The sequence below is a fragment of the Blastococcus tunisiensis genome, assembly GCF_900112815.1.
GTDB classification, from domain to species: domain Bacteria; phylum Actinomycetota; class Actinomycetes; order Mycobacteriales; family Geodermatophilaceae; genus Blastococcus_B; species Blastococcus_B tunisiensis.
The window spans coordinates 12,381-32,425 of sequence record NZ_FOND01000005.1; the positions used below are offsets into that span (position 1 = coordinate 12,381).

Genomic DNA, 20,045 nt, shown 5'->3' on the forward strand with positions numbered 1-20,045 from the left:
CTCATGCCTCCGGAACAGGGCCCAGCTGGGCCTTCACCTGGTCGATGGTCGGATTGGTGAGGGCGACACCGTCGGCGAACAGGAGGGTCGGCACGGTGCGGTTGCCACCGTTGGCCTTCATCACCAGCTCCGCCGCCTCGGCGTCGTGCTCGATGTTGACCTCGGAGAACGGGATCCCCTCGCGCTGCATGAGCTTCTTCAGCCGCACGCAGTACCCACACCAATCGGTGGTGTACATGGTCACGGCGGCCGTGGGGGTCGAGGTCATCGAGCGGGATCCTCCCTGGTAGTTCCGGACGGGTCCACCCCCCAGAGGGTGGCCCCGCGTGTCTCCACGGCAACGCAGCGTCGTTGGGGATGCTTCCCGGCGCCGTCCCCCCCGGCTGAGAGGATCAGGACACACGGCGGTGGTGATCCGGGGAGGGGGCGCAGATGTCGCAGTCGGAAGCGGTACGTGACGGTACCGGGTCGGGCTCCCGCGCGGACGCCGTCCTGGCCGCCCTGGACGAGGAGCAGCGCGAGGCCGCGCAGTCCGTCGTCGGGCCGGTGTGCATCCTCGCCGGTGCCGGGACGGGCAAGACCCGCACCATCACCCATCGGATCGCCTACGGCGTCCACACCGGGGTCTACGTGCCCGAGCAGGTCCTCGCGGTCACCTTCACCGCGCGCGCCGCAGGTGAGCTCCGTGGCCGGCTGGCCGCCCTGGACGTCGGCGGCGTGCAGGCCCGGACCTTCCACGCCGCGGCGATGCGCCAGCTGCGCTACTTCGCGCCGCGTGTCCTCGGCGGTCCCATGCCCTCGCTGGTCGAGAACAAGCTCCGCCTGGTGGCCACCGCCGCCTCGCGCGCCCGGCTGTCGACCGACCGCACCAGTCTGCGCGACCTGGCCAGCGAGATCGAGTGGGCGAAGACCACCCTCGCCACGCCGGACGACTACCCCGCACGAGCGCAGGCCGCCGGCCGGGAGCCACCGTTCGAGGCCGCCGCGGTGGCCTCGGTCTACGCCGGCTACGAGTCGGCGAAGCAGCGTGACGGCGTGCTCGACTTCGAGGACCTCCTGCTCGTCACCGCGTACGCGATCGAGGAGCACCAGCAGGTGGCACGCGAGGTGCGCGGGCAGTACCGCCACTTCGTCGTCGACGAGTACCAGGACGTCAACCCGCTGCAGCAGCGGCTGCTCGACGCCTGGCTCGGGGGGCGCGCCGAGGTGTGCGTCGTGGGCGACCCCAACCAGACGATCTACTCCTTCACCGGGGCCGATCCGGACTACCTGCTCGGTTTCGCCGACCGCTATCCCGACGCCGCGGTGGTGAAGCTGGAACGGGACTACCGCTCGACCCCGCAGGTGGTGGGCCTGGCGAACCGGCTGATCGGCCAGGCTCCCGTGCGCAAGGGGTTGCCGGGCCTGCGGCTGCTCGGCCAGCGTCCCGACGCGGGGGAGCCCACGTTCGTCGAGTACCCGGACGAACCCGCCGAGGCGGCCGCGGTCGCGGCGAGGTGCAAGGCGCTGATCGACTCGGGGCTGCCGGCGGCCGAGATCGCGGTGCTGTTCCGCATCAACGCGCAGTCCCAGGTCTACGAGGCCGCCCTGACCGAGGTCGGGGTGCCGTACGTGCTCAAGGGCGGCGAGCGGTTCTTCGAGCGGCCGGAGGTCCGCGAGGCGGTGCTGCTGCTGCACGGCGCGGCCGCCGGAGGCAGCGAGCCCGGTGCGCTGGTGCCGACCGTCCGCGACGTGCTCGCCTCCGTGGGGTGGGCCGAGCACCGGCCGCCGCCCGGTGGCGCGGCGCGCGACCGGTGGCAGTCCCTGGCCGCTCTGGTCGACCTGGCCGTCGACCTGGTGGCGGAGAACCCGGCCCTGGACCTCGCCGGATTCGTGGGGCACCTGGCCGAACGGGCCAACGCGCAGCACGCCCCCACCGTGCAAGGGGTGACCCTCGCGTCGATGCACGCCGCGAAGGGCCTGGAGTGGGACGCCGTCTTCGTCGTCGGCCTGGTCGACGGCGTGGTCCCGATCGCACAGTCGCTCAGCCGGCCCGTCGCGGTGGAGGAGGAGCGGCGGCTGCTCTACGTCGCGATCACCCGGGCCCGCGAGCACCTGTCGCTGTCGTGGTCGCTCGGCCGCAACCCGGGGGCCAAGCGTGCCCGTCCCCGCAGCCGCTTCCTGGACGGGCTCGCGCCCGGGTCGGGTCCGACGGCCCCGGCGGCGCGCCGATCCGTCAAGCGGCCCAAGGTGGTCCTCGAGGGGGAGGCGGGCGCGCTGTTCGAGCGGCTGCGCGCCTGGCGCAGCGAGACGGCGCAGTCCGCCTCGGTGCCGGCCTACGTCGTCTTCACCGATGCCACGCTCCAGGCGATCGCCGAGACCCGGCCCGCCACGCTGCGCGAGCTGGCCGCGCTCCCCGGGATCGGGTCGCGCAAGCTCGAGCTCTACGGCGCGGACGTGCTGGCCGCCGTCAGCGGGTGAGCGTGTGCGCCGGCGGGCCGGGTCGGTACCGAACGCGACGGCGGGCGGGAAGGAACGGCCGGCCGACCACCTCCGGAGGACGTCGGAGTTAATTCGATTGACCCGGTTCTCGCCCGGGTCCTAGTGTTCCGGCACACACGAACTGCGCCCCGTGCTGCTGGCCGTCCCGGCCCGCGCCGACCCCGAGGAAGGAGGGGCACTGATGATCAGCACGACCACGACCTGGGCCCCCGCCGATCTCCTCGGCCAGGGCGGCCTCGACGTGCGCCCGGTGTACGCCACCGGCCCGTGCGCGGGCCTCGCCGAGCGTGCGGTCGCGCCCATGACTGCGCCCACCGCCCCGTCGCGGGGGACCGGTCTGCCCACCGGCAGCGCCTCCGTCCGCCTCCGTCCCGACGCCCGCCAGGCCATCGGCCACGACGTCGTGACCACGAACGCCTTCGACAACAACGGCACCACCCTCGGGTACCACTCCTCGGGGAGACCGCAGAGCTAACCGCTCGACCGGTCCTCCTCGAGGCCGCGGAACCCGAACCCCGGGATCCGCGGCCTCTCTCTTTGTCCGCGGCGCCCCGGCACCGACTTCCGGTCGGCGGGCCTCCGCCGGCCGTCGCAGACGAGAGAACGAGGAGGAGCGGCAGTGCAGCAGACGATCGACCGCCCGACGTCCCACCGCCGACCCGGGCCCTGGACCGGGGGATTTCCACCGAGGCGCCCCACACCCCTGCCCCCCGCACCGGTGCGGCGGCCGCTGCCGTGCCGGGTGGAGGACCCGGAGCTGTGGTTCGCCGAGAGCCCGGGGCAGCTCGAGCAGGCCAAGAGCCTGTGCAGCCCCTGCCCCATCCGGGACGCCTGCCTCGCGGGCGCCCTCGACCGGGGCGAGCCGTGGGGGGTGTGGGGCGGCGAGATCTTCGAACGCGGCGCCGTCATCGCACGCAAGCGGCCGCGGGGACGCCCCCGCAAGGTCGTGGCCGCATGAGCGGCACCGAGAACGTCCCCCTGTCCGTCGGCAGGGGTCCGACCACCCATCGAGAAGGAACCGTCATGTACATGCTCGAACAGGAGCTGTCCCGCAGCCGGATGGGCGAGATGCAGGCCGAGGCCGCCGCGGCCTCCCGTGCCCGCCGCCTGTACCTGGCCCGCCGCACGGCCCGCCGGGCCGAGCGCGCGGTCCGCCGTGCCGCGCGGGCCAGCGCCGCCGTCTACTGAGGAAGGACCCCGTCCTCCTCACCCCTCGCTCCGCTCGGGGTGAGCCTCTGGACGGGGCCGCCGGAGCACACCGCGGCCAGGAGCTGTCCCCCGATGGCGCGGAGCCCACCGTCGCGCCATCGTGGGACCCTCCGGGCCGCACTCGACACGACACACCACGACGCCGTTCAGTCAGTCGCGGCTGCGCGGAACCCTCCGGGTCCCACTCGCCGCGATGCTCATTCCGCGAAGCCGGGCAGCCACTCCTCCAGGACGCTGCGGAAGTCACCGGCCGCGTCGAGCTGGCAGAGCACCCCGATCGAACCGATGGTCACCCGGTGGATCAGCAGGTAGGCCGGCGGCAGGTTCAGCTGCCGGCCGAGCCGGCTGGCCTCCGACCGGGGGTCGGCGATCCGGCCGGCCTGTTCCTGCATCCACGCGCGGGTGAAGTGGAAGTGCCGCTCGGCCACGGGGTCGAGCATCGGTCGCAGGAAGTCGTGCACCCCCTGGGCGTCGACCTCCATCGAGGGGCGCACGAAGCCCTCGGCCCGGAGGTCGGCGAGCACCTCCTCCGCCTTGCCGGCCAGCGCCCACCGCAGCAACCGCCCGATCGGCTCCGGATGGCCGTCCGGCAGCCGGGCGGTGGCCCCGAAGTCGATGACCCCGAGCCGGCCGTCGGGCAGCAGCCGGAAGTTGCCCGGGTGCGGGTCGGCGTGCAGCATCCCGGCCCGCTGCGGACCGGAGAAGTGCAGCACCGCGAGCAGGTGCCCGGCGCGGTCGCGCTGCTCGCGGCTGCCGTCGGCGATGATCCGGGAGAGGGGGGTGCCCTCCAGCCACTCGGAGACGATCACCTTCGGCGCGCTCGCGACGACGCGGGGGACGCGGATCTGGTGGTCCCCGGCGTAGGCGGTGGCGAATGCCCGCTGGGCGTCGGCCTCCAGCCCGTAGTCCAGTTCCTCCGCGACGCGCGCCTTGAGCTCGGCGATCAGCGGCTTGATGTCCATGCCCGGGAAGAGGGCGGCGAACAGCCGGGCGAACCGCGCCAGCTGGTTGAGGTCAGCCATGAGCGCGGTTGCGGCGCCGGGGTACTGGATCTTCACTGCCACGTCGCGGCCGTCCCGCCAGGTGGCGCGGTGGACCTGGCCGATGCTGGCGGCGGCCGCCGGCTGGTCGTCGAACTCGGCGAACCGGGTGCGCCAGGTGCCGCCGAGCTGCTGGGCGAGCACCGCGTGCACGGTGCGCACCGGCATGGGTGGCGCTTCCTCCTGAAGCTTGGTCAGGGCCTCGCGGTAGGGGGCCGCGACCTCGTCGGGGACCGCCGCCTCGAACACCGACAGGGTCTGGCCCAGCTTCATCGCCCCGCCCTTGAGCTGGCCCAGCACGGCGAACAGCTGCTCCGCCGTGCGCTGCTGCAGTTCGGCGGCGACGTCGTCGGCGTCCCGGCCGGAGAGCCGCTTGCCCAGACCCAGGGTGGCGCGGCCGGCGGCTCCGAGAGGGAGGGAGGCCAACCGGGCGCTCCGGGCGAGCGAGCCTCCCGGCATCACCGGTCCGTCGTCGCTCACGCATCCTCCTCGTCGCCGGGCGCCCCCGCGGGGCCCGTCGTCTCGTGCCGGTGAGCCCGCGAGCCCGGTCAGCCGCCCATTGTTCCCTCTCGGGGACGGTCCGCGCCCGCAGGTGCCGTCACCGCGTCCCCTGAACGGGCGGTGGGTCCACCGGCGGGGGTGGCCGTGGCTTCCTCCCGGGCCGCTCCGCACGAGCAGCCCGGGTGCACCGGCCAGCGTCGCAGCCGCGGTGCGAGATGAGGCGGGCGCAGCTCCACGGTGGCCTCGAGCACCCCGGGGGCGGCCGAGCCGTCGAGATAGGCGAGCGCCTGCAGCGCCGCGGTCGCCGCCGTGAGCAGGCAGGTGACCGTGGACCCGCTCGGCGGTGGCTCGCGGGCCGTCAGCTGCGCCGCGAGACGGGGCCAGCGTGGGTCGGCGTCCCGCCGGTGCAGGTCGGCGCAGTGCAGGCAGCTGGTCATCCCGGGGACGACCAGCGGCCCGACGACCCCGGTCTCGCCCCGGACGGTCGCCACCAGGTGCGGGACGCCGGAACGGTGGAAGCCGGCGACGAGCGGATCGCAGGCGGCCCACGGCCGGGCCAGCACGACCAGGTCGGCGTCGATGCCCGGCTCCAGCGGCCGCAGATCGGTGAGCGGGCTGGCGCGGCGCACCGCGTCCGCGGCGGCCAGGGCCCGGGGGCGCCCCTCGTCGGCGGCGGTGAGGCCACCGACGACGGCGTCCCCGGCCGTCGTGAGGCCGCTGTCGCGCACCGTCACCCGCCCGACGCCGCTCGCCGCCAGCATGGCGGCGAGCGGGGCGCCCACCCGCGTGGCGCCCTCCACGACCACCACCGACCTGCGTCGTGCGCGCCACCCGCCCGGGCGGCCCAGGGCGGCGGGCAGCTCCGGAGCGGTGCGGGCGGACGCTGCGGGCCCCGCCGTCGCCGACAGCAGGTCACCGGCGTCCAGATCGACGAGCAGTCCGCTGTCGCGCAGACCGTCCAGGACCTCGGCCACGTGCCGGGGATCGAGCCCCAGCCGGGCCGCGTCGCGGATCACCGCGCGCTGGCCCCGTCGCCCGTCCAGCCCGCGCAGGAGCGCGACCATGGCGGCGTCGTCCGCCTCGAGGAGCAGACCGGAGCCGCCGTCGACACCTCCCGCCTGCACGCCGGCGGCGGCGCCGGCCTGGAGCAGCGGGGTGGCGGCCGGCAGCAGGGGGTGGGCGGAGTCACTCACCCGGCCAGCGTCGCAGCGCGGCGAGGCGGCGGAGGCCTGCGTCCACAGGCCCGGGACGACGAACGGCGGCGCCCCTCATCAGGAGCGCCGCCGCATGGCCCCCTTCCGGGGCCCGCCCCGAGCGTGCGAGGGGTGGGGAGAAGGGGGTCCTTGTTCAGGCCTTGCCGAGGATCCGGTTCATCTTGGTGCCGCACACCGGGCAGGTGCCCTGGGCCATGCGGCGGCCGGACTCGCTGACCTTGACCTCGCCGTCGAAGTCGCGCTTCTCCTTGCACTTCACGCAGTAGCCGTTGTAGCTCTCCGCCACGGGATCTCCTCGGGATCGGGGTGCCTCGGCATGCATGCCGGACGCCGTTGCGCAGGCACGCTACCCGTGCCGACGAGCCGACGGGTCCGCGCGGGGACGACCTGGTGGCGCTGCTCCCCGGCCCGTGCTCCACAGCCTGTGGACAACCCTGTGGAGCGTGTGGGGACGGTTCGGCGTGTCCCTGTGCGCGGAGCGGGGACGGTCCCGGGACAACCCCGCCGGCGCGATCCCCGGCACGTTCCTCACCTGCGCGAACGCGGTCGTCGCGGCTGTGGAGCGGCCACCGGGCGCAACCCTTGTCACCGGGTGGAGCGGTGGGCCTGTCCACCGTCCGTGCGACCTGCACCCGAGTGGGTGCCTTCGCGGAGGCGCCGCGTGCACCGTGTGCCTTACGGTGCCTCCGTGCCCGGATGGACCCCAGACGCCCCCGCGTGCCCCGACGCGAGGGGCCCGTCGCTCGCTGCCCGCCCGGGTGAGCGCGCGGTGCCGGCTGCCCGCGCCCGCCGGGGTGCCGAGGACGCCGCCCCGGCGGACGGGGGCCTCCCGGACCTCGCCGGTGGTCCCGCGGCCCTGGGCGCGGTGGAGGTCCGCCGCAGCGCCCGCCGGCGCCGCACGGTGACCGCCTACCGGGAGAAGGGGCGGACCGTGGTGCTGATCCCGGCCGCCTTCAGCCCTGCCGAGGAGCGGCGCTGGGTGGCGCAGATGGTGGCGAAGCTGCAGACGCGCGAGGAGCGGCGCCGCCGCTCGCTCGGTGGGGACGACGAGCTGATGGCCCGCGCGCGAGCGCTGTCGGCGGCGCACCTCGACGGGCTGGCCGAACCCACGAGCGTGCGCTGGGTGGACAACCAGAACCGCCGGTGGGGCTCGTGCACCCCGGCCGACGGCAGCATCCGCCTGTCCAGCCGGCTGCGGGCAATGCCGGAGTACGTCGTGGACTACGTGCTCGTCCACGAGCTCGTGCACCTGCTCGAGCCGGGCCACGACGAGCGCTTCTGGGCGCACGTCGCCCGCTATCCCCGGGCGGAGCGGGCCCGCGGCTTCCTGGAGGGGGTCGAGCAGGCCGCCTCGGGCGCCGACGGGGCCGAGCCGGACCCCGCCGCCGACCTGGTCGACTGACGGAAGGACCCCGTCCTCCTCGCCGCTCGCGGGCTCGCGGCGGGGCCCTGCACCGGGGCCGCTCCAGCGCGTCACCGTGCTCGCACCGAGCCTCAGGGCGGGGCCGGGGAGCGGCCGCGGCGGCTAGTCCTTCCCGGGCTCCCGGTCCTCGTCGTCCCCGGAGTCGTCCCCTGAGCCGTCCCCTGAGCCGTCCCCTGAGCCGTCCCCTGAGCGGTCGCCGCTGGCGCCGGTCTCCTCGCGATCGGCGGCATCGTCGGCGGTGAGCGCCGCCAGCTCGTCGTCCAGACCCTGGCGCGCGACGAAGTCCAGCGGCTCGTCGAGGTCGTCCGACGTGGGCAGCAGGTCGGGGTGCGACCAGAGCCGGTCCCGGGCGTCCGCCCCGTGCTGCTGGGTCATGGCGCCCCACACCGTCGCAGCGTCGCGCAGCTGGCGCGGGCGGAGCTCCAGACCCACGAGCGTGGCGAACGTCTGCTCGGCCGGCCCGCCGGAGGCGCGCCGGCGGCGCATCGTCTCGGCCAGCGCGGAGTGGCCGGGCAGCCGGTCCTTCGCCGCCTCCGCGACGACGGTGTCCACCCACCCCTCGACCAGCGCGAGCAGGGTCTCCAGCCGGCGCAGCGCCATGTGCTGCTCGGGCGTCTCCTCCGGCTCGAGGACGCCGCTGCCCAGCAGCTGCTGGATGCTCTCCGGGTTGCTGGGGTCGATGCCCCCCTCCATCCCGGACATGGCCTCGGTGATGCCGCGCTCGATGGCCTCGCGGTCGATGGTGATGCCGCGGGCGTAGGCGTGCACCGCGTCCTGGAGCTGCTGGCGCAGCCACGGGACGTGCGCGAACAGCCGCTGGGAGGCCGCCTCGCGCAGCGCCAGGAACAGCCGCACCTCGTCGGCGGGCCGGTCGAGGCCGGCGGCGAACGCGGCCACGTTCTGCGGGACGAGCACGCCGGTGCCTGACGGAGCCAGCGGCAGCCCGACGTCGGTGCTGGTGACGACCTCGTCAGCGAGCTTGCCGAGGGCCTGGCCGACCTGGGCGCCGAACATGAGCCCGCCCATCCGGCCCATGATCCCGGCCACCGGCCCGAACGCCATGGCGGCCTCCTGCGGCAGGGCGCTGGTCATGGCCGCGACGACCTTCTCCGCCAGGGGGTCGATGAGGGCACCCCAGGCCGGCAGGGTCTGCTCGACCCACTCGACCCGCGACCAGGCGGCGGTCCGCTCGATGCCCGAGGGCAGCTCGGTCACCGGGTCCAGCCACAGGTCGGCCAGGCGCAGCGCCTCGGCGACCGCGGTGCGCTCGGCGTCGGAGGAGGGCTGGTGACCCGCCGCGAGCTGGCTGATGGCGCCCTGGCGGGCGAGGTCCCAGTTGACCGGGCCCCCGGACCAGTTCATCAGCTTCTGCAGCTCGGCGAACAGCGGCATCTTGCCCATCAGGTCCTCCGGCGAGCCGCCGCCGGCGATGCCGCCGAACAGGGCGCCGAGCCCGAACGGGTCGCCGGGGTTGCCTCCCTGGCCGGGCTCGCGGCGCTCGGGGTCGCGGTCGGACGGTCCGAAGCCGAAGGGGACGTCACTCATGCATCCACGGTAGACGTGTGATCTTCGTGGCGACGGCGGCGAGTTGCGCCATGGGCGGACGGGACGTCGTCGGCGCCGTCCGGTTCCGCCGCATAGGCTCGCCCGTCGTGACCCGCCGGATCGCCGTCCTGACCGCCGGTGTCGTGCTCCTGGTCCTCTTCGGGGTCCTGGGGACGACGCTGCCGGTGCCGTACGTCGCCCAGGTGCCGGGGCCCACCTACAACACCCTCGGGGACATCGACGGCGACCCGATCATCAGCATCGAGGGGCGGGACCGCAACGAGGTCGAGGGCAACCTGAACCTGACCACGGTCGGCGTGAGCCGGGGTGGTCTCAGCCTGGTGCAGGCGGTCCGCGGCTGGTTCGACGACGAGGTCAGCGTCGTCCCCGAGGAATCGGTGTACCCGCCGGACCGGTCACCGGAGGAGACCCGCGAGGCGAACCGGGCGGCCTTCCTGACCTCGGAGCAGGCGGCGGAGACCGTCGCGCTGGGCCGGCTGGGCTACCCGGTGAAGGTCGTCGTCCAGGGCGTCTCCGAGGACTCGCCGTCGGAGGGCGCCCTCGAGGAGGGGGACGCGCTCGAGGCGGTCGACGGCGTCCCCACGCCGGACACCGAGGCGCTCGACGAGGTCCTCGGCTCCATCCCCGGCGGTTCGACGGTCACCGTGTCCTACACCCGCCAGGGGGAGCCCGGTACGGCGACGATCACCACCGGGTCCGCCGAGGACCGCGGGGGATCGTTGCTCGGCATCACGATCCTGGAGCAGCCGTCGGCGCCCTTCGACGTGGACATCCAGGTCGAGGACGTCGGTGGTCCCTCGGCCGGCCTCATGCTGACCCTCGGGATCCTGGACCTGGTGGGGGAGGACGACCTGACCGGGGGAGCGGTGATCGCGGGCACCGGCACCATCAACGCCGACGGCGACGTCGGGGCGATCGGCGGGATCCCGCTGAAGATGGTCGCCGCCCGGGAGATCGGCGCGGAGCTGTTCCTGGTCCCGGCCGGCAACTGCGCCGAGGCCGCGGCGGCGCCCGACCCGGGATTCCCGCTCGCCCGGGTCGCCACCCTGGACGACGCGCTCGAGGCACTGGCCGACTTCGAGGCGGGGCGGACACCGGAGACCTGCTGACCGTCCGGACACGCAGGGAACCCCGTCGGCCCCCGTGCGTTGTGCTGGGATGACCGGGGTTTCCCACCCGGGGCCGGATCGAACCATCGACCGCCCCCGGACCCGGACCCGGCCGATCGCACATCTGCAACCGTTCGCAAACTGAAGGAGAGCGCTCGTGGCCATGCGGCCCCCCGTGCCGGTGCCGACCCTGTCGCGCCGCGCGAAGCTGGTCCTCGGCGCCGTCGCCGTCCTGCTGGTGCTGTTCACCGCCATCGGCACGCTGACCAACGTCTACGTCGACTACCTCTGGTTCGACGCGACCAACTACACCGAGGTCTTCTGGACCGAGCTCCAGACCCGGGTGCTGCTGTTCGCGGTCGCCGGGGTGGCCACCGGTGGTGCGGTCGCCGCGTCGATCCACTTCGCCTACCGCTTCCGGCCCACCTTCCGGCCGATGTCGCTCGAGCAGCAGAACCTCGAGCGCTACCGCCAGTCGCTGGAGCCCCGCCGCGGCCTGGTGCTCACCGCCGTCGCCGTCGTGCTCGGCCTGTTCGCCGGGTTCACCGCGCAGAGCAGCTGGCAGACCTGGCTGCAGTTCCGCAACAGCACCGACTTCGGGCGCACCGACCCGCAGTTCAACATGGACCTGTCGTTCTTCGTCTTCGACTACCCGTTCTACCGGCTGGCGCTCGGCTTCGGCTTCGCGATCGTGCTGCTCGCGCTGATCGGGGCGGTGCTGACGCACTACGTCTTCGGCGGGCTGCGGCTGCAGACGCCGGGGCAGAAGCTGACGGCGGCGGCCCGCGTGCACCTGTCGGTGCTCCTCGGCCTCTTCGTCGCGCTCAAGGCGGTGGCCTACTGGCTGGACCGCTACGGCCTCGTCTACTCCGACCGCGGTGACGTCTTCACCGGCGCGAGCTACACCGACGTCAACGCGTTGCTGGTGCCCAAGACGATCCTGGTCTTCGTCGCGATCATCTGCGCCGTCGCGTTCTTCGCGAACATCGTCGTGCGCAACTTCCTGCTGCCGGCGGCCGCTCTGGTCCTGCTGCTGCTCTCCAGCCTGGTGATCGGGGTGGCCTACCCGGCGATCGTCCAGCAGTTCGTGGTGAAGCCCAGCGCCAACGAGCGGGAGGCCCCCTACATCGAGCGGGCGATCGAGATGACCCGCGACGCCTACGGCCTGTCCGGCATCGAGTACATCGACTACGCGCAGGACACCACGGGCAACGAGGTGGACCCCGAGGTCGTGCTCGCCGAGCTGCGCAACGACACGGAGACCATCCCCAACGCCCGGTTGCTGGACCCCAACGTCCTGTCGGACACGTTCACCGCACGCCAGCAGATCCGCAACGTCTACGGGTTCCCGGAGAAGCTCGACATCGACCGGTACACGGTCGACGGCGAGACGGGCGACTACGTCGTGGCCGTGCGCGAGCTCGACAGCGCGGGCCTGTCGGAGAACCAGAGCACGTGGATCAACCGGCACACCGTCTACACGCACGGACACGGCTTCGTCGCGGCGCCGGCGAACGAGGTGGTGGCCGGCTCGGAGGGCGGGGAGCCGAACTTCACCACCCGCGACCTGCCCACCCGGGGCAACATCCCGGTCGAGGAGAGCCGCATCTACTACGGCGAGCTGATGCAGGACTACTCCGTCGTCGGGGCGCCGGAGGGGGCCGAGCCGCGGGAGTTCGACCTGCCCGAGGGCGGCTCGGACGAGCGGCAGATCAACAACACCTACCAGGGTGACGGCGGCGTCGAGATCGGCAGCTTCTTCCGGCGCCTGACCTACGCCATCTACTACCGGGAGCGGAACTTCCTGCTCTCCAGCGCGGTCAACGAGGAGTCGAAGGTGCTCTACGTCCGCGACCCGCGCGAGCGCGTGGAGAAGGCGGCGCCCTTCCTCGAGGTGGACGGCGACCCGTACCCGGCCGTGATCGACGGCCGCGTCACATGGATCCTGGACGGCTACACGACGTCGGACTCCTACCCCTACGCCGAGCAGATGCAGCTCGGCGAGGCGGCGGCCGACGCGCTCACCGGGACCGGCACCACGGCGCTGCCGAACGAGACCTTCAACTACATCCGCAACTCGGTGAAAGCCACGGTGGACGCCTACGACGGCACGGTGACGCTGTACGAGTGGGACCAGGAGGACCCGGTCCTCCAGACGTACATGAAGGCGTTCCCGGACGTCGTGGAGCCGCGGGAGTCGATGGACGACGAGCTGGTCGGCCACGTGCGGTACCCGGAGGACCTCTTCAAGGTGCAGCGGGACATCCTGACCCGCTACCACGTCGACGAGCCGATCGCCTTCTACGAGGGCAGCGACCGGTGGCAGATCCCGGACGACCCGACCCGGAACACCGACCAGGACCAGCCGCCGTACTACATCCTGGCCCAGCGGCCGGGGGACGACGAGGCCAGCTTCCAGCTGACCAGCGCGCTGAACGCCTTCCAGCGGGACAACCTCTCGGCGTTCATCTCCGCGTCGAGCGCCCCGGACACCTACGGCGAGATCCAGGTGCTGCAGCTCCCCGGGAACACGCCGTTCCGTGGCCCGGGGCAGGTGCAGAACGCGTTCACGACCAACAACCAGGTGCGACCGGACCTGACGTTGTTCGAGAGCGAGAGCTCCAACGCGGTGTTCGGCAACCTGCTGACCCTGCCGATCGGTGACGCGGGGCTGCTGTACGTCGAGCCGCTGTACGTGGAGGGGGCCGACGAGAGCGGCTTCCCGCTGCTGCAGCGGGTGCTGGTGAACTTCGGTGACCGGATCGGGTACGCCAACACCCTCTCCGAGGCCCTGGACCAGGTGTTCGGTGCCGGGGCGGGGGAGTCGGCGACCGACAGCGACGACATTGCCGACACCGTCGACGAGGACGCGACCCCGGAGGTCGTACCAGGGGGCGGAGACGGCGTCGATGCGCCCGGTGGCGGGGAGGCGCCGGTCACGCCGGACATGGAGCAGGCGGTGGTGGACATCAACGCCGCCCTCGCGGCGCTCGCGGCGGCCCAGCGCGCGGGCGACTTCGCCGGACAGGGGCAGGCGCTGGAGGACCTGCAGGCGGCGGTGGACGCCTACCAGGCCGCTCAGCAGGCCGGCGAGTGAGCACGGGGGAGGCCGCGGGAGCACCCCGCGGCCTCCCCGCCCGCCACGGCTGGTACTGTGGATCCTGCCGACGCGGGGTGGAGCAGCTCGGTAGCTCGCTGGGCTCATAACCCAGAGGTCGCAGGTTCGAATCCTGCCCCCGCTACAACGATGAGACGGCCCTCGCAGCCATTGCGGGGGCCGTTTCCGTCGGTGCAGGAGCTCGAGGCACGCGCGGCCGTCCGGTGAACGCTCTCGCCGAGCGGTCGGTGTCCCGGCCGTCGACGGCGGGACGGCGGGTCGCACCGATGTCGGGTCGTCGGGCGTGCAGGTGCCGGCCCTCGCCGGACGGAGTGCCGGCCGGCGCTCCGGACCGGCAGCCGGTGCCCGGCATCCGTCGCCTCGGCCCCGGGTCGTGTGCCGATGCGTGACAACGATGCGCGCCGTCGTGAAGGAGGAGTTCGTGGCTCGACGAGGGCAGTCCCCGACGGGCACCCGCCGCACCGCCCCGCGGAACCAGCGACGGACCCGTGACCGCGACGACGTGGTGTCGGTGCTGGCGCGGACCGTGCGCGAGGTCGAGACCGCCGCCCGGCGCGGTCCCGTGTCTCCCTCGGTGCGCACGAAGTTCCAGGTCGTCGCGCTGGTCCTGCGCGAGGAGCACGCGCGCGTCCGCGCCGACGAGTCCCTCACGGACGCACGTCGGGCCGACCGGCTCAAGCGGCTGGACGGCATCGCGACGATCCTCGCGAAGACGGCCGTGCGCGATCCCGCCCTGCTCGGCCTGCTGGCCGAGGACGCCGTCGTCTCCGACGAGGTCCGGTCCCGTTCCCGGGAGCTGCTGCGTTCCGTCGGCATCGAGGCGCCGGTCGAGGAGGCGCCGGCGCCGGAGCCCGAGGCCGCCCCGGCCGCTCCGGAGCGCCGGATCGTGCCGCAGTCGGTCGTCTCGCGGCAGCTGGCCAACCCCTTTCTCGCCCCCGACTTCTCCGCCGCCCCCGTGCGCGCGTCCCGCCCCCGCCGGCTGGCCGGCTGGGAGCTGCTGGGCCCGCTGCTGCGGTCCTTCGAACGCGCCGGCGACGGGGAGATCGCCTGCATGCCGCTACCCGCGCCGTCGTCGCTGCGCGCGCCCGGGGACCGGGAGCTCATGCCCCACCAGGCGCAGCTGGTCGCCGCCGCGGCGGCCGGGCACCGGACCTTCCTCCTGGCCGACGAGCCGGGGCTCGGCAAGACCGCGCAGGCGCTGCTCGCCGCCGAGGCGGCCGACGCCTATCCGCTGCTCGTGGTCGTGCCGAACGTCGTCAAGACCAACTGGGCCCGCGAGGCCGGGATCTGGACGCCGCACCGCACCGCGACGGTGGTGCAGGGCAACGGCGAGACCGTCGACGGCTTCGCCGACATCGTCGTCGTCAACTACGAGGTGCTGGACCGGCACGTCGGCTGGCTGGGGAACTTCGGCTTCCGCGGCATGGTGGTCGACGAGGCGCACTTCATCAAGAACAAGACGTCGCAGCGGTCCCAGCACGTCCTCGAGCTGTCCGAGCGGGTCCGCGCCCGGACGGTGCGGCCGCTGCTGATGGCCCTGACCGGCACCCCGCTGATCAACGACATCGAGGACTTCCTCGCCATCTGGCAGTTCCTCGGCTGGATCGACGACACCAAGCCGCTGGGCGAGCTGATCGACGCGCTGGAGGAGACCGGCCTGACGCCGGCCGACTTCGGCTTCTACGCGGCCGCGCGCAGGTGTGTCATCGAGCAGGGGGTCGTCCGCCGCCGGAAGGTCGACGTGGCCGCCGACATCCCGGCCCGCCGGATCGCCGACATCCCCGTCGAGCTGGACGGGGCGGCCGGCCGCTCGATCCGGGCGGCCGAACGGGATCTCGCCCGCCGGCTGGTCGCGCGCTACGAGACGGCGATGGCGAACCGCACCTCGCAGCCGGTCGACGGCATCGACGCCGAGCTGGTGCGCCGGGTCGCCCGGTCGGAGCTCAAGGAGGCCGCGGCCGGGGAGTCCGGCGAGAACGTCTTCAGCATGATGCGGCGCATCGGTCAGGCGAAGGCCGGGCTCGCCGCGGACTATGCGGCGCAGTTGGCGCGCAGTGCGGGCAAGGTCGTCTTCTTCGCCAAGCACGTCGACGTCATGGATGCGGCGCAGGAGTCGCTGACCCGGCAGGGTGTCCGGTTCTCCTCGATCCGGGGTGACCAGACGCCGTCGTCCCGGCAGAAGAACATCGACGCGTTCGTCAACGACCCCGAGGTCGCCGTCGCGGTGTGTTCCCTGACGGCGGCCGGCGTGGGCCTGAACCTGCAGGTCGCCTCGAACCTCGTGCTCGCCGAGCTGTCCTGGACCGACGCCGAGCAGACGCAGGCGATCGACCGCAGCCACCGGATCGGGCAGTCCGAGCCGGTCACCGCCTGGCGGATCATCGCCGCGCAGACGCTCGACGCCCGGATCGCCGAGCTGATCGACAGCAAGGCGGGACTGGCCGCCCGGGCCCTCGACGGATCGGACGAGGAGCTCCCCTCCTCGGCGGACGTGCAGCTCGAGGCGCTCGTCGCGCTGCTGACCGACGCCCTGACGGCCTAGCCCGGGCCGCCGCTGCCGCCACCGGGACGGCGGCGGTCAGGCGACGGCGAGGGAACGCTTCGACAGGCCCATCCAGAAGCCGTCGATCGTCGGCTCCCGCGGGGCCTCGGCGACGGTGGCCGCCCCGAGGGTGACGAAGAGCGGCACGAAGTGCTCCACCGTCGGGTGGGCGTACGGCATCCCCGGAGCCCGGTGCCGGTAGTCGGCCAGCGCGTCGACGTCACCGCGGGCGAGGGCCTCGGCGGCCCAGGCGTCGAACTCCGTCGACCAGCCCGGCACGGTCTGCCCGAGGACGTCCGACCGGCCGAGGAACGGCAGGCCGTGCGTCGTGAACCCCGAGCCGACCACCAGCACGCCCTCGTCGCGCAGGGCGCGCAGCCGGGCCCCCAGCCGCAGCAGCCGGTCGGGGTCCGACGTCGGCAGGCTGAGCTGCAGCACCGGGATGTCGGCCTCGGGGTACATCACCTTCAGCGGCACCCAGGCGCCGTGGTCGAGCCCGCGGCTCTGCTGCTGGTGCACCGGATCCCCGCCTCCGAGGGCGCCGAGCACCCGGGCGCCGAGCTCCGTGGCGTCCGGGGTGTCGTAGCGCATGCGGTAGTACATCGGGTCGAAGCCGCCGAAGTCGTAGACCGGCGTGACGTGGGGGTCGGTGCTGGACAGGCTCAGCGGTGCCGCCTCCCAGTGCGCGGAGACGATGAGGACCGCCGTCGGCCGCGGCATGGAGCGCGCCCACGTGAACAGCTGGGTCATCCAGTCGGTGTCCTCGAACAGCGGCGGCGCGCCGTGGCTCAGGTAGAGCGCGGGGAGGGCGCCGTCCTCGGGGCGCCAGGCGGCGTGCGGCGGCGCGGCGGCGGCGCGGGCAAGGTGGCCGGTGAACGGGTGGGTCGGGGGCTGGGTCATGCCGGGATCTCCAGACGGGGGCGGGCCACCCCATTGGTTGAAGCTTCAAGCGAACCCTAGGCCTACTTTGTTGAAGCGTCAATGAAATGGCCTAGGGTGGCGGCATGAGCACCCGGTGGCTGACCGACGAGGAGCGCGTGGCCTGGGTGCGGCTCGCCGCCGTCGTGGAGCTGCTGCCCGGCGTCCTGGACGCCCAGCTGCGGCGCGACTCCCGGCTGAGTCACTTCGAGTACTTCGTCCTCGCCATGCTCTCCGAGGCGCCTGAGCGCACCCTGCGGATGACGGCCCTGGCGGCACGGACCAACGCGACCCTGCCCCGGCTCTCCCACGTGGTGAGCCGGCTGGAGGACCGCGGGCTCGTCGCGCGGTCCCCGTGCCCGGAGGACGGGCGCGCCACGAACGCCCGGCTCACCGCCGGGGGCTGGGCGACGGTCGTCGACGCCGCGCCGGGTCACGTCGCCACCGTGCGGTCCCAGGTCCTCGACGCCCTCGATGACGCGCAGGTCCGGCAGCTGGCGCAGATCGCCGAGTCGATCCTCGGCCGGATCGATCCCGACGGCGTGGTCATGGCGCCGCAGCGTGACGCGGGTGCACCGACGGGCTGACCGTCCCGCCGACCCTGCGTCAGACGACGCTGAGGTAGGCCTCGTACTTGCGCAGGTACTGGTTGCGGCGCAGCGGGCGGGCCGGTTCCTGCTGCGACTCGGACGGCGGGACGGGCGCGGGCGGCTGCACGGCGTGCGCCGGCTTGGCCGCTCGGGTGTGCACGCCGGCCAGCAGGGGGTTGGGGCGTGTCGCGTCGTCCGCGTCCCAGCTCCCCGCGGGCACCGGGCGGTGCACCACGGCCGGGAACGGCTCCTTGTGCGGAGGGCGCGCGGGGTCCGGCAGGCGCAGGTCGGCGAGGTCCATCCACGCCGAGTGCCGCAGGCCGTCCACCCGGCACCGAACCCGGGCGGCGACCCGGCCGTTGCTCTCGTGCCGCCAGCCGATCAGCTCGCCGGAGTACCAGATGCCCCGGTGGTGGATCTCCACCGGCTGTGGCTGCCCGGCGAACATGCTCGCCGTCTCCTCGCCCGCCACGTAGCGGACTGTAAGCGGCTGCAGACGCACGGCATGGAAGGCGCGCGCGTGCCTGGGACCGGTGTGACGGAGTGGTACGGCGCCCCTCGGGGGGGGGCCGTGCGAGCGACCGCGGCCGGCGTGTACCGTGGTAGCTACCGACGCGGGGTGGAGCAGCTCGGTAGCTCGCTGGGCTCATAACCCAGAGGTCACAGGTTCGAATCCTGTCCCCGCTACGACGATGGGCCCGGTCACCTCGGTGACCGGGCCCTTGTCGTGTCCGTCCTGCCGCGTGTTGTGCATTCCCCGGTCCACTCTCTAGCGTCGCGGTCACCGTTGACCGTCACTGCCCGGAGGTCGCCCGATGGTCGTGGACGCCGCACCCGGATCCGTCGCGCGGATCCCCGACCTGGATGGCATCGACCTCTCCGACCGGGACTTCTGGCTGGAGCCGCCGGAGGTGCGGCACGCGGTCTTCGACCGGCTGCGGGCCGAGCGCCCGTTCGCGTTCTTCGCCGAGCCGGAGATCCCGGGGCTGCCGGCCGGCCCCGGCTACTACGCCGTGACCCGGCACGCCGACCTGGACGCGATCAGCTCGCGGCCGCAGGTCTTCTGCTCCGGCAAGGGGGCGGTGTCCATCCAGGACATCCCGGCCGACCTGCACGAGTTCTACGGCTCGATGATCAGCATGGACGACCCCCGGCACGCGCGGATCCGGCGGATCGTCTCGAAGACCTTCACCCCGCGGATGCTGGAGCGGGTGGTGGACTCGGTGCGCGGCATCGTCGAGGAGGTGCTGACCGAGGCCCGCCGCACCGCGGAGGCCGACGACGGGCGCCTGGACGTGGTCGCCGACATCGCCGCACCGATCCCGCTGCGGGTCATCTGCGACATGATGGGCGTGCCCGCCGAGGACCGGGAACAGGTGCTCGCGGCCTCCAACGTGATCCTCTCCGGCGGCGACCCGGAGCTCATCGAGGACCAGGACGAGCCGCTGACGGCGCTGTTCGAGGCGGGCATCGCCCTGGCCGGGATCATGGAGCGGCTGGCCGCCGAGCGGCTGGAGCGCCCGGCCGACGACCTGACGACGGCGCTGGTGACCACCGAGGTGGACGGCGAGAGACTGACCCACCAGGAGATCGCCTCCTTCTTCATCCTGCTGCTGGTGGCAGGGAACGAGACCACCCGCAACGCCATCTCCCAGGGCATCCTCGCGCTGTCCGAGCACCCCGGGCAGCGGGCCCGGTGGATGGCCGACCCGTCGATCGACAAGACGGCGGTGGAGGAGCTCGTGCGCTGGACCAGCCCGATCACCTGGATGCGCCGGACGGCGACGCAGGACGGCGAGGTGAACGGCCACCGGTTCGCCGCCGGTGACAAGTTCCTGCTGTTCTACGCAGCGGCCAACCGCGACCCGGAGCTGTTCTCCGACCCGCAGGTCTTCGACCTGACGCGGGACCCCAACCCGCACGTCGGCTTCGGCGGCCACGGCCCGCACTTCTGCCTCGGGGCGCACCTGGCCCGCCGGGAGATCGCGGTGACCTTCCGGCAGCTGTTCGACCAGCTGCCCGACCTGGAGGTGGCGGGCGAGCCGGCCCGCCTGCGGTCCTCCTTCGTCAACGGGCTCAAGCGGCTGCCCGGCCGGCTGACGGGCGCGGTGTGAGCCGGATCGAGGTCGACCGGGAGCGCTGCGTGGGGTCGGGCGCCTGCGAGGCCCTGGCGCCGGACGTCTTCGAGGTCGACGACGAGGGGTTGCTCGTCGTGCACCGGCCCGAGCCGGACACCGACGAGCTCGGGAACGTGCAGGACGCCGTCCAGGCCTGCCCCACCGGGGCCCTCTCGCTGGCGGAGTGATCGAAACGGCGGGGCCGGGGTAGGGGACC

General features: G+C 73.6%; 18 protein-coding genes and 2 tRNA genes. 13 read left to right on the forward strand and 7 right to left on the reverse strand.

Going from position 1 to position 20,045, the window contains the following annotated elements:
- Position 1 precedes the first annotated feature (1 nt).
- Positions 2-268: a mycoredoxin gene (locus BM142_RS07745; RefSeq protein ID WP_092196217.1), complete on the reverse strand. Its 267-nt coding sequence runs from the start codon at positions 266-268 to the stop codon at positions 2-4.
- Positions 269-432: 164 nt separating this feature from the next.
- On the opposite strand from BM142_RS07745, the gene BM142_RS07750 reads away from it, so the two are divergent.
- The 4 genes from BM142_RS07750 to BM142_RS24130 all read left to right on the forward strand — a co-directional run bounded on the left by BM142_RS07750 (position 433) and on the right by BM142_RS24130 (position 3,669).
- The gene (locus BM142_RS07750) at positions 433-2,460 is read left to right on the forward strand and encodes an ATP-dependent helicase (RefSeq protein ID WP_092196218.1); all 2,028 of its coding nucleotides are present in this window, start codon (positions 433-435) and stop codon (positions 2,458-2,460) included.
- A gap of 202 nt (positions 2,461-2,662) precedes the next feature.
- Entirely contained in the window at positions 2,663-2,956 is a 294-nt protein-coding gene (locus BM142_RS07755) for a hypothetical protein (RefSeq protein WP_139228806.1), read from the forward strand.
- Positions 2,957-3,100: 144 nt separating this feature from the next.
- Positions 3,101-3,439 carry a WhiB family transcriptional regulator gene (locus tag BM142_RS07760; protein ID WP_470277981.1) on the forward strand — a complete coding sequence of 113 codons (339 nt, stop codon included), beginning with the start codon at positions 3,101-3,103 and terminating at the stop codon, positions 3,437-3,439.
- The gene (locus tag BM142_RS24130) at positions 3,436-3,669 is read left to right on the forward strand and encodes a hypothetical protein (RefSeq protein WP_139228807.1); all 234 of its coding nucleotides are present in this window, start codon (positions 3,436-3,438) and stop codon (positions 3,667-3,669) included. Before BM142_RS07760 ends, BM142_RS24130 begins: the two co-directional genes overlap by 4 nt.
- A 218-nt stretch (positions 3,670-3,887) precedes the next feature.
- On the opposite strand, the gene BM142_RS07765 is transcribed toward BM142_RS24130, so the two are convergent.
- From BM142_RS07765 to BM142_RS24450, 3 genes are all read right to left on the reverse strand, one after another.
- Positions 3,888-5,210: an ABC1 kinase family protein gene (locus tag BM142_RS07765; RefSeq protein WP_217640632.1), complete on the reverse strand. Its 1,323-nt coding sequence runs from the start codon at positions 5,208-5,210 to the stop codon at positions 3,888-3,890.
- Between the two features lie 68 nt (positions 5,211-5,278).
- On the reverse strand, positions 5,279-6,424 hold the full coding sequence (locus BM142_RS07770) for a ThiF family adenylyltransferase (RefSeq protein ID WP_092196220.1): 1,146 nt from the start codon (positions 6,422-6,424) through the stop codon (positions 5,279-5,281).
- Positions 6,425-6,578: 154 nt separating this feature from the next.
- Positions 6,579-6,731 carry a DUF5679 domain-containing protein gene (locus BM142_RS24450; protein WP_012950213.1) on the reverse strand — a complete coding sequence of 51 codons (153 nt, stop codon included), beginning with the start codon at positions 6,729-6,731 and terminating at the stop codon, positions 6,579-6,581.
- Between the two features lie 483 nt (positions 6,732-7,214).
- Here BM142_RS24450 and BM142_RS07775 point away from each other — a divergent pair, with 483 nt between their 5' ends.
- Positions 7,215-7,847 carry a M48 metallopeptidase family protein gene (locus BM142_RS07775; RefSeq protein ID WP_092196221.1) on the forward strand — a complete coding sequence of 211 codons (633 nt, stop codon included), beginning with the start codon at positions 7,215-7,217 and terminating at the stop codon, positions 7,845-7,847.
- A gap of 123 nt (positions 7,848-7,970) precedes the next feature.
- Here BM142_RS07775 and BM142_RS07780 read toward each other — a convergent pair whose 3' ends face one another.
- Positions 7,971-9,413 carry a zinc-dependent metalloprotease gene (locus BM142_RS07780; RefSeq protein WP_092196222.1) on the reverse strand — a complete coding sequence of 481 codons (1,443 nt, stop codon included), beginning with the start codon at positions 9,411-9,413 and terminating at the stop codon, positions 7,971-7,973.
- Positions 9,414-9,430: 17 nt separating this feature from the next.
- Here BM142_RS07780 and BM142_RS07785 point away from each other — a divergent pair, with 17 nt between their 5' ends.
- The 4 genes from BM142_RS07785 (at position 9,431) to BM142_RS07800 (ending at position 16,203) form a co-directional block, all read left to right on the forward strand.
- Positions 9,431-10,543, forward strand: coding sequence for a YlbL family protein (locus BM142_RS07785; RefSeq protein ID WP_254790641.1), 1,113 nt, complete (start codon positions 9,431-9,433; stop codon positions 10,541-10,543).
- 163 nt (positions 10,544-10,706) lie between these two features.
- Positions 10,707-13,640 carry a UPF0182 family membrane protein gene (locus BM142_RS07790; protein ID WP_254790701.1) on the forward strand — a complete coding sequence of 978 codons (2,934 nt, stop codon included), beginning with the start codon at positions 10,707-10,709 and terminating at the stop codon, positions 13,638-13,640.
- Positions 13,641-13,711: 71 nt separating this feature from the next.
- A tRNA-Met gene (locus tag BM142_RS07795) sits at positions 13,712-13,785 on the forward strand.
- Between the two features lie 297 nt (positions 13,786-14,082).
- Positions 14,083-16,203 (forward strand): DEAD/DEAH box helicase, encoded by a 2,121-nt coding sequence (locus BM142_RS07800; protein WP_092196452.1) that lies wholly within the window; start codon positions 14,083-14,085, stop codon positions 16,201-16,203.
- Positions 16,204-16,239: 36 nt separating this feature from the next.
- Here the strand turns inward: BM142_RS07800 and BM142_RS07805 are convergent, their stop codons facing one another.
- Positions 16,240-17,103 (reverse strand): dioxygenase family protein, encoded by an 864-nt coding sequence (locus tag BM142_RS07805; protein ID WP_092196225.1) that lies wholly within the window; start codon positions 17,101-17,103, stop codon positions 16,240-16,242.
- A 104-nt stretch (positions 17,104-17,207) separates the two neighbouring features.
- Here BM142_RS07805 and BM142_RS07810 point away from each other — a divergent pair, with 104 nt between their 5' ends.
- Positions 17,208-17,708 carry a MarR family winged helix-turn-helix transcriptional regulator gene (locus BM142_RS07810; RefSeq protein WP_092196226.1) on the forward strand — a complete coding sequence of 167 codons (501 nt, stop codon included), beginning with the start codon at positions 17,208-17,210 and terminating at the stop codon, positions 17,706-17,708.
- Positions 17,709-17,727: 19 nt separating this feature from the next.
- Here BM142_RS07810 and BM142_RS07815 read toward each other — a convergent pair whose 3' ends face one another.
- The gene (locus BM142_RS07815; protein ID WP_139228808.1) at positions 17,728-18,183 is read right to left on the reverse strand and encodes a hypothetical protein; all 456 of its coding nucleotides are present in this window, start codon (positions 18,181-18,183) and stop codon (positions 17,728-17,730) included.
- A gap of 141 nt (positions 18,184-18,324) precedes the next feature.
- Between BM142_RS07815 and BM142_RS07820 the strand changes: the two genes are divergently transcribed.
- From BM142_RS07820 to BM142_RS07830, 3 genes are all read left to right on the forward strand, one after another.
- Positions 18,325-18,398 (forward strand) — tRNA-Met (locus tag BM142_RS07820).
- Between the two features lie 128 nt (positions 18,399-18,526).
- Entirely contained in the window at positions 18,527-19,825 is a 1,299-nt protein-coding gene (locus BM142_RS07825; RefSeq protein ID WP_092196228.1) for a cytochrome P450, read from the forward strand.
- Positions 19,822-20,016, forward strand: coding sequence for a ferredoxin (locus tag BM142_RS07830; RefSeq protein WP_092196229.1), 195 nt, complete (start codon positions 19,822-19,824; stop codon positions 20,014-20,016). The genes BM142_RS07825 and BM142_RS07830 overlap by 4 nt, the downstream gene beginning before the upstream one ends.
- The last annotated feature ends 29 nt before the right edge of the window (positions 20,017-20,045 follow it).